The 13848-nt window shown below is 34.5% G+C and carries 9 protein-coding genes and 1 riboswitch; all 9 genes read right to left on the reverse strand.

Annotation, left to right across the window (positions count from 1 at the left end):
• Nucleotides 1-9: 9 nt before the first annotated feature.
• Complete coding sequence (gene mgtA, locus MN187_RS05690) at nucleotides 10-2652, reverse strand: magnesium-translocating P-type ATPase (RefSeq protein WP_117972855.1); 2643 nt, start codon at nucleotides 2650-2652, stop codon at nucleotides 10-12.
• 383 nt (nucleotides 2653-3035) lie between these two features.
• A riboswitch (M-box (ykoK) riboswitch) is annotated at nucleotides 3036-3208 on the reverse strand.
• A 55-nt stretch (nucleotides 3209-3263) separates the two neighbouring features.
• Nucleotides 3264-4391 carry a tRNA 2-thiouridine(34) synthase MnmA gene (gene mnmA, locus MN187_RS05695; RefSeq protein ID WP_242093558.1) on the reverse strand — a complete coding sequence of 376 codons (1128 nt, stop codon included), beginning with the start codon at nucleotides 4389-4391 and terminating at the stop codon, nucleotides 3264-3266.
• A gap of 153 nt (nucleotides 4392-4544) precedes the next feature.
• Nucleotides 4545-4886, reverse strand: coding sequence for a cysteine desulfurase (locus MN187_RS05700; RefSeq protein ID WP_117972856.1), 342 nt, complete (start codon nucleotides 4884-4886; stop codon nucleotides 4545-4547).
• Nucleotides 4887-4945: 59 nt separating this feature from the next.
• Complete coding sequence (locus MN187_RS05705) at nucleotides 4946-6094, reverse strand: cysteine desulfurase family protein (protein ID WP_242093560.1); 1149 nt, start codon at nucleotides 6092-6094, stop codon at nucleotides 4946-4948.
• Between the two features lie 35 nt (nucleotides 6095-6129).
• Complete coding sequence (gene cls, locus MN187_RS05710; protein ID WP_242093562.1) at nucleotides 6130-7662, reverse strand: cardiolipin synthase; 1533 nt, start codon at nucleotides 7660-7662, stop codon at nucleotides 6130-6132.
• 60 nt (nucleotides 7663-7722) lie between these two features.
• A complete protein-coding gene (locus MN187_RS05715; protein ID WP_117972859.1) occupies nucleotides 7723-8571 on the reverse strand; it encodes an aldo/keto reductase in 849 nt (282 codons plus the stop codon).
• A 33-nt stretch (nucleotides 8572-8604) separates the two neighbouring features.
• The gene (locus MN187_RS05720; RefSeq protein WP_242093564.1) at nucleotides 8605-10020 is read right to left on the reverse strand and encodes a DUF1958 domain-containing protein; all 1416 of its coding nucleotides are present in this window, start codon (nucleotides 10018-10020) and stop codon (nucleotides 8605-8607) included.
• Between the two features lie 119 nt (nucleotides 10021-10139).
• Nucleotides 10140-12566 (reverse strand): phenylalanine--tRNA ligase subunit beta, encoded by a 2427-nt coding sequence (gene pheT, locus MN187_RS05725; RefSeq protein WP_242093566.1) that lies wholly within the window; start codon nucleotides 12564-12566, stop codon nucleotides 10140-10142.
• A 6-nt stretch (nucleotides 12567-12572) separates the two neighbouring features.
• Nucleotides 12573-13619, reverse strand: a complete 1047-nt coding sequence (gene pheS / locus MN187_RS05730; RefSeq protein ID WP_117972862.1) for a phenylalanine--tRNA ligase subunit alpha — start codon at nucleotides 13617-13619, stop codon at nucleotides 12573-12575.
• Nucleotides 13620-13848: the final 229 nt, after the last annotated feature.

Below are 13848 nucleotides of genomic sequence, written 5' to 3' on the forward strand. Positions count from 1 at the left end.
AAATTTCTATTATAATAACTCACCAAAACGGTTTACATAGATTTTTTTAACAATCATTACAAGCATTAGATAAGCAACGATAGTCAGTGCTAAATAAATCCAGTATTGCCCTGGTAATGGCATTAATCCTAAATCTTGACCAAACGCTGTAAATGGTAAGAATGAACCAATTGCAATACCAATAGACGTAATCGTTGTTAAAATAAATGATGCTCTACTTTGAATAAATGGTAATTTTGGTGTTCTTAATGTATGAATAACTAATGTTTGAGACCATAATGATTCAACAAACCAACCGGCATGGAATACAGCAATAAACAATGCTTGTTGTTCAGCTCCTAATGTGTGATATGACCCACCAACCACTGCTGGACAAATGACAAAATACATTAAAGCATACGTTGTAATATCAAACACTGAACTTGTAGGTCCAAGCCACTTCATAAATGACCCAATACGGCTTGCATCCCATTTTTTGGGTTCTTCTAAATAATCTGCATCCATATTATCCCATGGAATTGACATACAAGAAATATCGTAAATTAAATTCAAGAATAACAATTGAATTGGCAACATTGGTAAAAACGGTAAGAAGATACTTGCCACAACAACTGAGAACATATTTCCGAAGTTTGAGCTTGCTGTCATTTTGACATATTTCATAATGTTACCAAACGTTGTACGTCCTGCTAAAATACCTCGTTCTAACACCATTAAGTCTTTTTCTAATAGAATAACATCCGCACTTTCTTTAGCAATATCAACCGCTGTATCTACTGAAATACCCACATCAGCTTCTTTCATAGCAGGTGCATCATTAATACCATCACCCATGAAGCCAACAGTGTGACCTGCATCTCGTAATACTTTTACTAAGCGTGTTTTTTGAGACGGTGTTAATTTAACAAAAATATTGTATTTTTCTGCAATAACTTTTAATTCAACATCATTCATACGAGAAATTTCAGACCCTGTAATTAACTCTTCATCTTCTAATCCGACTTGTTTACACACAGATTTAGTGACTAAAGCATTGTCCCCTGTTAATACTTTAACACCAACACCATGCTCTTTTAATGCTTTTAAAGCGTCTTTCGTTGTTTCTTTTGGTGGATCGAGGAATGCTAAATAGCCAATTAATACCATGTCGCTTTCGTCCTTAACAGAAAACTCACCCACCACACTTGGATTTGTTTTTTGAGCAACCGCAATCACACGTAATCCATCTTCATTTAGTTCATCCACTGTTTTTAAAATAGTTGATTTAATGTCTTCTGTTAAGGGAACCACACTGCCGCGGTAGTCAACATAGCTTGATACGTCAAGCATCTCTTCAACAGCACCTTTAGTAATCATTTGAGTTTTTCCAAACGCATCTTCAATCACAACGCTCATGCGACGACGTTGGAAATCAAATGGAATTTCATCGACTTTTTTATACGCATTGACATTCATGTTTAACTCTTCTTCAGCTGATTCTATAATGGCTTTATCCATTAAGTTTTTTAATCCTGTTTGATAATAACTGTTAAAGAATGCATGTCTTAATACTCTGTCGTCTTCTTTTCCATCAACGTCTAGGTGATACTCTAAAATGATTTTGTCTTGTGTCAAAGTTCCCGTTTTATCTGTACACAATACATCAATTGCCCCAAAGTTTTGAATAGAGTTTAAATTTTTAATGATAGTGCCTTTTTTCGCCATTGTTGACGCACCTTTTACAAGGTTCGTTGTCACAATCATTGGTAACATTTCAGGTGTTAATCCTACTGCAACTGATAAACCAAATAGGAATGCTTCTAACCAATCGCCTTTTGTCAAACCATTAATTAAAAATACTGTTGGAGCCATCACCATCATAAAACGAATTAATAACCAGGATGTCTTTGAAATGCCAACATCAAAACTAGTAATCGTATGTTTTTCGGAAACATCTTTGGCAATTTGACCAAACAGTGTACCATTTCCAACTGCTATGACTAATCCAATGGCACTACCACTCACAACATTACTACCCATAAAGGCAATGTTCTCGTAATCTGTTTCTGTGTCTTTGTTTCTCATAGTAAATGTGTCTTTTTTCTCAACAGGATAACTTTCACCAGTCATAGCAGCTTGTGAGACGAACAAGTCTTTTGTACGAATCAATCTAACGTCTGCTGGTAACATATCTCCAGCTGATAATTTAATAATGTCGCCACACACAATTTCTTCGATAGGTAGTTCAACTTCTTCACCTTTTCTTAAGACAGTTGCTGTCACTTTTACCATATTACTAAGCTTTTCAGCTGCATTATTTGATTTGACTGATTGAATAAGTGTCATAGTTCCACTTAAAACAACCATTGCCACAATGATTAAGACTCCTGTTAAATCTCTTTCATCTGTTGGAACAATCACATAATCTGTAATAAACGAAATAATAGCTAATGCTAATAGTACTGTCGTAAACGGTGTAAAATATGCTTTTAATACTTCTACAATAAATGGTGTTTTCTTTTTATGTGAAATAACATTTTCACCATATTCACCCCTTAATACTTCTGCTTCGTTATTATTTATTCCACTAAGGCTTGTTTTAAATGTTGAAAATAATTTATCAACGCTTGTTTGTGCAAAAAATTTGTAGTTTGCTGCTTCTTTTTTTTCCATTGTAGTAACCTTCTTTCTCACCAATTGTATCCATAAGAAACACCCGACCATAAAAAAGAGTATGCCACTCAAATTTGTATGTATCATGTGTATTCCTCCTTATTATTGGGTCCTTTTGAGAAGTGGTTACAAGCTATCAACTTATCTCTCTGAGGTAGAAACAGATAGACAATAATAAACTTTTTTTATTTCCCACTCTTCATGACCCTTATAACTTCGACCGTGACTACTATCTTCCATGTGTTTCCATCTCCTTTGTTTGCTATTTTTATAAGAATAATAGTTTTAAAAAACAATTACCCCTCCTTTGATTGATTAGAAAACGCAAAAAAACCTTCCGTCCAAAAACTCGACGAAAGGCGTAAAGACACATTAAATAAATTTGTGAGATCCAATCGTTGAGTTTTAGCACTATACAACGTAAAAGTTACCAAGAACTTTAGCTACGTTAAAGAAAACCTTATATCGATCATCTCTGTTATACCCATTGGCGTCTCTCGACATTTTTGGGCAGTAGCCTATGTTTGTATAGGAGCCTCACCTAACTAATCTATTTTTCTTACACACAGAACTATATCGTATTAAAAACATTCTGTCAACACCTTTTTTAATTAAATGTACTGACGTTGTTTATCTTCATAAAATGCCGCATCGATTAATCCGCCACCTAAACATTCCATGCCGTCATAAAAAACAACGGCTTGCCCTGGGGTAATTGCTCTCACTGGTTCATCAAAATAAACAGTTGCTTGTGTTTGATCCTCTGATAATACCACACGGACACCAATATCTTGTTGTCTATATCTAAATTTAGCTGTACAGGTAAACTCTGTTGGTTTTGGTGTATCAATAGTGAAATGAACGTCACTTGCTTCCAGGTGTGTTGAATACAAGTTTTCATGATGAAATCCTTGTCCTACATATAAGGTATTTGTTGATAAGTCTTTTCCCACAACAAACCACGGTTCGCTTGATTCACCTTGACCACCACCGATTCCTAATCCTTGTCTTTGACCAATGGTATAATACATTAAACCAGCATGATCGCCTTTAATATCACCATCTAACGTGATCATTTTTCCAGGTTGCGCTGGTAAATATTTTCCAAGAAATTCTTTAAAATTCTTTTCACCAATAAAACAAACACCTGTTGAATCCTTCTTTTTAGCAGTTGCCAGTCCAGCTTTTTCGGCAATCTCACGAACTTCTTTTTTCTCCATATGTCCAAGTGGAAACATTGTTTTAGATAATTGTTCTTGAGAAAGTTGACTTAAAAAGTACGTTTGATCTTTATTTTGGTCTACCCCACGTAACATGTGAGATGTTCCGTCTTCATCGCGAACCACTTGGGCATAATGACCTGTCGCCACGTAATCAGCACCAAGTTGCATGGCATAATCTAGAAAGGCTTTAAATTTAATTTCTTTGTTACACATGACATCAGGATTTGGTGTTCTTCCACGTTTATATTCAGCTAAAAAGTATTCAAATACACGGTCCCAATATTCTTTTTCAAAATTCACAGAATAATACGGGATACCTATTTGATTCGCTACTTTCGCCACATCTTTATAATCCTCTGTTGCGGTACAGATACCATTTTCATCCGTATCGTCCCAGTTTTTCATAAAGACTCCAACTACATCATAGCCTTGTTCTTTTAGTATTAGGGCAGTTACAGATGAATCCACGCCACCGCTCATACCGACTACTACTTTAATTTGACTGTTATCTGTCAAACTCATCACCATCATTTCTTTTTATAGATTCTGAAAATCTACTACGATTTGAAGGTCGTATTTTTTCAGTTATTATATTATAGCGTTTTTGCTTAATAAAATCATCTCTTTGACACAAAAAAAGAACTGTCACATGACAGTTCTTTTATCATTTTATGCTTTTTCAAGGCAATCAAAAGACATTAAATCTTCCATAATGTAGTAAAATTGCTCTTGTTTATCTTTTTGATCATCCGATTTAAAAATATTAATCGTTTTTAATCCATTAGCAGTTGTTAAAGACATTTTTAAAGTCTTTAAGTCTTTTGCTACAGTAATTTTTAATTTTGGACTTTGTTTAGCTTGTGGTGAAATATCTAATGGTCTCACCAATTGTAAATTTCCTGAAGGTGTTGCTTGGAAACCATAATCTTTAAACGTATAGGCTCTTGCCTTTGGATTTATTTTGTAGAACTGTGGGCACCCTTCTACTGTTGCCTTTTCTAAAAATGACATAATAACCCTCCTAATAAAATTGATACTTTCATTATAATGACTCTGTCTACAAATACCAACTAATTTTTCAACATTGATTGAATCGTCGATACTAAGGTTTGTGCAAATTCAATAATTTGCTCTTCTGTCACCCCATAGCCAAAACTCATTCTGACTGATTCTTTAGCTGCATTACTGTCTTTTGAATAAATGGCTTGAATAATGCGTGACGGTTTTACGTCTCCTGCACTACATGCAGATCCAATTGATATGGCAAAACCAGCTAAGTCTAAACGAGATAACAAAATGTTATTAGGAACATTTTTAAACCAAATGTTTAAAATATGAGGTAATTTATTTTCTGTGTCTCCATTTATCTGATACTCTATATGTTGCTCATCTAATGCCTCTAAAATAAGACGTTCGAATTGTTTATAATGTTCTTTATTTTCAGCTTTTTTCTCTGCTGTAAGAAGTGATACAGCCGTTTTTAGTCCCACTATTCCAGCAAGATTTTCGGTTCCTGCTCGTCTTTTTTCTTCTTGGTCACCACCCTGTATTAAAACAGGCGTTGGTTGACCTGAACGAATATAAGTAAACCCAACCCCTTTAGGTCCATTAATTTTATGAGCAGAAATGGTCAGATAATCAACTAACAACTCATTCACATCTATTATTTCACTACCAAATGCTTGTACTGCATCTGTATGGAATAAAACATTTTCTTCATGAAGTAACTGACCAATTTCTTTAATTGGATTTAACGTTCCAATTTCATTGTTTCCATACATTATTGATACTAATATGGTGTCAGGAGTTAACGCTTCTTTAATTTGTTCTATTGTAACCTTACCAGTGTTGTCTACTGGTAAAAAAGTCACATCAAATCCTTGCTCCATTAATTTTTTTAGTGGGTTCATTACTGCTGAATGCTCAACATTAGTGGTAATGATATGATTCCCTTGATGTTTCATTTGTCTAGCAATATCCAACAACACTGTATTATCACCTTCAGAACCACCACCATTAAAGACGATTTCGCGTGACTGTGCACCAATCGAAGAAGCAACGACATCTCTTGCCATATCTAATTCAAACTCAGCTTGGCGACCAAATTGGTGCACACTAGATGGATTACCAAATGTTGATGACATAATTCGTGTCATTTCTTCAATCACTTCAGGAACCATCGGAGTCGTTGCGGCATGATCTAAATAAACTGCTTGCATATTTTTCACTCTCTCATTTTTCTATCTTTTTGTTATTACAATAACGGGGCAAAAACCGATAAACACGCCTGTAAAACTTTTTTAGGGAATGACACGTTTTTTGCTTCTTCTAATGTAATTAATTGACTTAATTTTTCTGTTTCTAAGTGATCTTGTAGGACATCGTCTACTCCTTTCGTTTTATACATCCACACACCACATTCAAAATGTAAAAATAAACTACGATAATCTAAATTGACTGTGCCGACAGTTGCATACTCTCCATCCACCACACAGGTTTTAGAATGGATAAAACCTGGTGTATATTCATATATTTCTACTCCTGCTTCAATTAGTTGAGCATAGTTTGATTTGGTCACAGCATGGACATACCACTTATCAGGAATATGTGGGGTAATAATCCTCACATCGACACCACCTTTTGCGGCATTACACAGAGCTTCCATCAATAAATTATCAATGACCAAATAAGGAGTAGTAAAATAGACATAATCCGTCGCACGATTGATTAGATTTAAATAGACATTCATTCCAACTGTTTCTCTATCAAATGGAGAATCCACATAAGGTTGATAATATCCTTTTGTTTCCGGTAGTTCATTGGCCTCATAGATTGGAATAAATTCTTCTACTCTACTTTCAGTTGAATTTACAAAATCCCACATAGATAAAAATAACAAAGAAAATCCCCATGCTGCCTCTCCGACAAGTTTGATTGAATTATCTTTCCAATGACCAAAACGCTCAATCGCATTAATGTATTCATCAGCTAAGTTAATCCCACCTGTATAAGCGATTTTTCCATCAATGACAGTTATTTTCCTATGATTACGATTATTGAAAATTGGAGATAATACAGGAATAAATGGATTAAAAACACAACACTTTATGCCTTCTTTTCTTAACTTTTTATCATATCCATGAGGTAATGTAAACAAACATCCAAAATCATCATAAATAAATCGAACATCTACACCTTCTCTTGCTTTTTTTATCATAATATCAAGAATAGTTTGCCACATTTCACCATCATTAACGATAAAAAATTCCATAAAAATGTATTTTTCAGCTTTTTTTAAATCCTCAATCATGGCTTCAAAAGCTTGTTCACCCAATGGATAATATTCACTGGTTGTATGTGTAAACAAAGAAGATTCTCCATATTTACTTAAATAATTAGACTGTATTATAGCATTTTGATTCCCATCTGTTATTTTTGCTTTTGGCACTGTTCGCTCATTGGCAAGTTGTTCTCTTTCTTGAATGACTTCCATTTTCGTTTTTTCTTTTTTACTAAAGCGAACACGTCCAAATACTAAATAAATAACTGTCCCAAAAACAGGAATTAACATAATTGGAATAATCCAAGCAATTTTGTAAGCTGGATTACTTCGACTATTAATAATTTTTATCACAACAAAACTGGAAATTAATAAATAGAACGTATAAAAATAAACAAAATAATTTTGAAATCTAAACACAATCGCAAATAACACACCTAATTGAAGAAGGATTAATAACACAATAATAACAGCTCTGTTTGAGATAACTTTTAATAACTTTTCCATCAATTTCTCCCAATCTACTCATCTTTTTAATGAAGAAAAAGGCTCTTAATAAAGAGCCTTTTAGAAGGTAACTTCATCCGGATTTCTTGCCTGACCAGCTTTTCCTTGTAAAGCATCAATGAGTCCCATCTCAAATTCAGATAGTTCAAAATCAAACAACTCAATATTTTCTTTAATTCGACTAGGAGTGACAGACTTAGGAAGTGGCACAAATCCCTTTTGAAGAGACCAACGTAATACAACTTGTGCTACAGTCTTACCATGCGCTTTAGCGATTTCTTCTAATTCATCTAATTTAAAAATATCACCTGTCCCTAGTGGACTATATGCCTCTAGTAAAATCCCCTTATTTTTACAATAACTAACAATTTCTTGTTGTTGATCACTAGGATTTAAATAAATTTGATTCACCACTGGTTGAAAAGAAGCTATCTCTTCTAACGCCTTCAAATGATGTATCATAAAATTGGAAACGCCGATACTTTTTACTTTTCCAGAGTTGAGAGCTTCTTCCATTGCTTTCCAAGCACCAGCATTCGCTTCTTGCCAATGGTCCCGATAATCAACTGGATTTGGCCAATGAATTAAATATAAATCTAAATAATCAAGACCTAATCTCTCTAAGGACTCATCGATAGCCAGTTTTGCTTTATCGTATGAATGATCTTTGTTCCATAACTTTGTGGTAATAAATAATCTTTCACGTGGAATACCACTTTCTTTAATTGCTTCGCCTACACTTTCTTCGTTACCATAAATCATTGCTGTGTCAATATGACGATAACCCGCTTCTAGTGCAGATTTTACTGCTTGTTTTGCTATTTCACCACTTTCAGCTTGCCACGTACCAAATCCCACTACTGGAATTCTGTTACCATCCTTTAGAGTATAGTAAGTCTGTTCTGTCATCATTACATCCTCCCTTATTTTTTTCAACGAAAATTACCTTCGAGAATAGCGTTTCATTCTCTCTTTAATCCTTTTTCGTCGGTTTCTTTTAATAATATACCATATTATTAAAAATAGTAAAAAAATTAAACTAATAAATCCAATAACTATTTCTTTCCAAAATCGTTTTGCTATCTGCAACCATTCAGATTGCGTTGTTGGGATACTTAATGCTATTGATTCAACAGGTGTATTTTTTAATGCTTTTTTAACAGAATGTTCTTCTTCTTTTTCTTTATAGGACACTTCCACTACTGGAATAGTCGCTGAAATTTTTTCTATCCCATTAACAACAAGTACATTGCCATCATCTAAACTCAATGTATAAGATTCATCTTTTTTCACTGTGTCATATAGCGACTTATCTGTCATAATAACTTTACCATCTATTTCATGTTCACCAGACTCTAAAATAGTTTTGTATTCATAATGACTGAAGCCGTAATTTAACATTGCATTGGCAAAGGGATGGCGTTTGTATTCTCCCGTTTGATCTGCCCAATCTCCCACACCTAACACAATCGCGATAAGACGTAAATCCCCTTTTTGGGCTGTCATATCTATATTAAATCCACCCGAAGGACTCGAACCTGTCTTTAACCCATCTACCCCTTCATAAGAATATTCTAATCCTGGTAGCGAATAATTATACGTGTCAAATGTTTCTTCAAATGGTGTTCCAAGCATTGATGTCACTTTTGGTGAGTTAGTGATAGTTAAAATATCAGGATATTTGGATAGTAAAAAATAAGTAAATGTTGCTAAATCTCTTGCTGTTGTTGTATTAGATGCCTCCACTTCTAAGGTTGATGTATCTACCCATTCTGCTGCATACATCCCTTGAAACGCACTAATTTCTGCCCCTGTTATATTAACTATTTTAGTATTTGTCATACCTAACTCTTTTGCTGTATCATTCATTTTTTGTAACATTAATACCGCATTTGGTTCAACTAAATCAGCTAACATGACCGTCGCGACGTTTGAAGAGGGTACAACTGCCATTTTTAGCAATTCTCTTACTGGATAGGAAGCTCCTAACTGAATCTTATTATTACTTAATTGATAAATTTGAGAAATTGCCACATAGCGCTCGTTGGCTTCAATTGTTGTATCTAGTGTGAGTTGTCCTTCTTCAATTGCTTGATAAACTAAATAAACAACCATCAGCTTCATGATACTTGCTGGATTATGTGGCGTATCAGGATTTTCTCCCCACAAGAATTGTCCTGTATTTGCATCTATCAAAACAGCACCTTTTGGTTTATCTGCTTCATTGACAGTAAAACCCGATTCATTAATTAAATCCATCATGCTTGGCATCTCTTCTGCTGAAACCTGTGTTACAAATAGAAAACTAAAAAAGATCATTCCCACAAATAATCTTTTTAAACACTTTTTTAATACCATCCCAATCTCCTTTAATATATTATCCCATTTATAATACCAAACTTTTATTTGTTTTTCTGTCCTTTTAAATAAAAAAACAATTAGCACATGATTATTATCACATACTAATTGTTTTTATATTATCTGAATTCAATGTTTAACTCATTAACTAACGCTTTTTCTATCTTCTTCATAACAGAAACCACTTCGTCTTCAACTAAAGTTGAGTCGTCATTTTGGAATACAAGAGAGTAAGCAAGAGATTTTTTCCCTTTACCCAATTTTTCTCCTTTGAATAAATCAAACAGATGAATAGATCTTAAGTTTTTACCACCATTTGCTTCAATAACGTCCACAATTTGTTGATATGTCACTGCTTCGTCCACTAACAAGGCGATATCACGTTTAATTGATGGGTATTTACCAACTTCTTTATAAACATTATCTTCTGGAACAAATTCAAATAATTTATCTAAGTCAATTTCAACAACATATGTTTCTTTTAAATCCATATCTTTAGAAAGTTTAGGATGGATTTGTCCAACAAATCCAACGCGAGTTTCACCTACTAAAATATCTGCTGTGCGTCCTGGATGCATCTCTTTTAGTGTTTGATTTGGTTGATAAACCACTTCATTTTCAAGTCCTAAGAAGCTAATTAATGATTCAACAATACCTTTCATTGTATAAAAATCAACTACTTCTTGTGATTCTTTCCAGTCTTTTTTACGAGAAACACCTGTCATCGCCATACCTAAATGAGTTGTTTCTTTAGGTAAATCTGATTTATCATACCAATTAAAGACATGACCTATTTCGTAAAATGCTACACCATTTGCTTTTCTCGCGACATTATAAGAAACATCTTTAAGTAAGCCATTAATTAAACTTTGACGTAAGACTGAATGTTCTTCACTCATTGGAAAATCAAGTTCAACAATGTCTTCTGAATTTTTCGTATCTAGTTTAAATTGAACAGCTGATTCAGGGGACATTAACGCATAGCTAATCGCTTCAGTTAATCCTTTTCCTTCTAATAATGATCTAATATGACGAGTCATTTGTTGTTTAAATGATAATTTACCTGGTAATGAGGCACCACTTGGCAAAGTAGATGGTAAGTTGTCATAGCCGTAAATACGAGCAACTTCTTCAATCAAATCAGCTGGAATCTTAATGTCCCAACGTCTTAATGGGATTGTGACATCAAATGTTTCAGCACTTAATGACACATCAAATCCTAATTGTAAGAAGATTTTTTCTACATCCATTGCTGATAACTCAGTTCCTAATGAACGATTGATTTTCTCTAAGGTGATGGAGATAGTTGGTTCTGTTGGAACACTTGATTCAACAAGAGCTTCACCTGTCACAATCGTACCACCACCAAGTTCAGCGATTAAGTTGGCAGAAAATTCACTAGCTTGACGAATCACAGACCAATTAATTCCACGTTCAAAGCGACGGCTCGATTCACTTGATAAAGCTAGTCTTCTTGCTGTACGACGAACGCGAGTTGGGTTGAAAACAGCTGTTTCTAATGCAATCGTTGTGGTATTATTTGTGATTTCAGTATTTTCTCCACCCATTACACCAGCTAAAGCGATGGCTTTTTTACCATTTGTAATCACTAAATCTTCAGTAGTTAATTCTCTTTCAACTCCGTCTAAGGTTGTCAACTCTTCCTTGTCTGTTGCACGGCGAACGTAGATTTCTTTTGAATCAAGTTTATCATAATCAAACGCATGTTGTGGTTGACCAAATAATAATAAGGTATAGTTTGTTACGTCGACAATATTATTAATCGGGCGAATGCCTTCATTCATCAAACGAGTTTGTAACCACATTGGGCTTTCTTTAATTGTGACATCTTTAATGATTTTCATACCATAAGATGGCACATCTTCTTCATCTTCCAATCTGATTGATACATAACTTTCAACTGGTTCATCTGGATTTTCATTGATTGTCACCGTTGGTAACGTGATATCTTTGTCATAAATCGCGGCTACTTCATAAGCCACCCCTAGCATGCTTAAAGCATCGGCTCTGTTTGGTGTGACAGATAATTCAATAATCGCATCATCCATTTCCAAATATGGGAATACTGGTTGACCTGGTACTGCATCTTCTGGTAAGAAATAAATCCCTTCAGCGTATTCTTTTGGCACCACACTGTCTGAATAACCTAATTCTTGTAATGAACAAATCATACCTAATGACACTTCACCACGCATTTTACCTTTTTTAATTTTGACATTTCCAGTAATACGTGAATTTGGTAAAGCCACAATCACTTTTTTGCCTGCCGTGATATTTGGCGCACCACAAACAATTTGATACAACTCTTCTTCGCCAACATCTACTTGGCAAATTGATAGGTGATCACTATCTGGATGAGGAACACATTCTTTAACGTCTCCAACAACAATTTTTTTCAGTCCTTCTTCAGGGATCGTCACATCTTCTACTTCAATACCTGAACGAGACATTTTATCTGCTAATTGATTTACATCAATATCTTTTACATCAACTAATTCTTGTAACCATTTATATGATACTAGCATTTATCTCTACCCCTTTACCTTAAATTGTTCTAAGAATCTGACGTCATTTTGATAGAAATAACGGATATCATTGACACCATATTTCAACATTGCGACTCTATCAGGTCCTAATCCAAAAGCAAATCCACTGTATTCACTTGAATCAATGCCTGACATTTCAAGAACGCTTGGATGCACAATGCCTGCTCCAAGAATTTCAATCCAACCAGTGTGTTTACATACGTTACAGCCTTTACCACCACATTTGAAACAGCTAATATCCACCTCAACTGATGGCTCTGTAAATGGGAAGTAACTTGGTCTTAGACGGATATGACGATCTTCCCCGAATAATTTTTTAAGTAACACTTCAAGCGTTCCTTTTAAGTCTGCCATTGTGATATGTTTATCAACAACTAATCCTTCAATTTGATGGAATTGATGACTGTGAGTGGCATCATCACTATCACGTCGGTAAACTTTCCCTGGACTAATCATACGAAGTGGTGCTTTTGAAAAATCATGTTTTTCCATCGTACGTGCTTGAATAGGCGAGGTATGCGTACGTAATAACATATCATCTGTAATATAAAATGAATCTTGCATATCACGAGCTGGGTGATCTTTAGGTAAGTTCATTCTCTCAAAGTTGTAGTAATCTTTTTCAACTTCGTAGCCTTCAATAATTTCATAACCTAGACCTAAAAAAACATCTTCAATTTCTTGCATCACTTGCGTTAAGATATGTGGTGTACCAGTACTTGATACTTTACCCGGTAAAGTCACATCAATCGTTTCATTTAATAACGCCTGATTAAGTGCTTCTTCTTCAAGTTCTTGTTTTTTCTCATCTATTTGTGTGGATAATACATCTCTAATTTCATTAGCCAAACTTCCGACAACTGGTCGCTCTTCATTTGATAAATCTTTCATTCCACGAAGTATTTCTGTCATACTTCCTTTTTTTCCCATTACCTCAACCCGTATGTTATTTAAATGGTCTAATGTTTCCACTTGCGCAATCTTTTCAATAAAATCTTTACGTAGTGATTCCAATCTTTCTTTGATTTCCATTTGTTTCATCCTTTCTTAATCCAACAAAAAAGACACCATTCCTTTATGAAAAGGAACGATGTCTCGTGGTACCATCCAATTTTTATGCTAAAAGCATCTTTATTTGTTAACGATGATAATAATCACCGGTTTGATAACCAAACAACTAAGGAAGTGAACTTCGTCTAGATTTTTCACAGTTTGCTTTCAGTCTTTGACAAACCTCCCTGAGCGAGAAAAATACTAAATT

The organism is Vagococcus sp. CY52-2, assembly GCF_022655055.1.
Lineage (GTDB): Bacteria > Bacillota > Bacilli > Lactobacillales > Vagococcaceae > Vagococcus.

Coding starts and splice junctions, on each gene's coding strand:
- mgtA (WP_117972855.1), bottom strand. CDS start 2,652: ATGGAAAAAAAAGAAGCAGCAAACTACAAATTTTTTGCACAAACAAGC.
- MN187_RS05700 (WP_117972856.1), bottom strand. CDS start 4,886: ATGTCATTTTTAGAAAAGGCAACAGTAGAAGGGTGCCCACAGTTCTAC.
- MN187_RS05705 (WP_242093560.1), bottom strand. CDS start 6,094: ATGCAAGCAGTTTATTTAGATCATGCCGCAACGACTCCGATGGTTCCT.
- cls (WP_242093562.1), bottom strand. CDS start 7,662: ATGGAAAAGTTATTAAAAGTTATCTCAAACAGAGCTGTTATTATTGTG.
- MN187_RS05715 (WP_117972859.1), bottom strand. CDS start 8,571: ATGACAGAACAGACTTACTATACTCTAAAGGATGGTAACAGAATTCCA.
- MN187_RS05720 (WP_242093564.1), bottom strand. CDS start 10,020: ATGGTATTAAAAAAGTGTTTAAAAAGATTATTTGTGGGAATGATCTTT.
- pheT (WP_242093566.1), bottom strand. CDS start 12,566: ATGCTAGTATCATATAAATGGTTACAAGAATTAGTTGATGTAAAAGAT.
- pheS (WP_117972862.1), bottom strand. CDS start 13,619: ATGGAAATCAAAGAAAGATTGGAATCACTACGTAAAGATTTTATTGAA.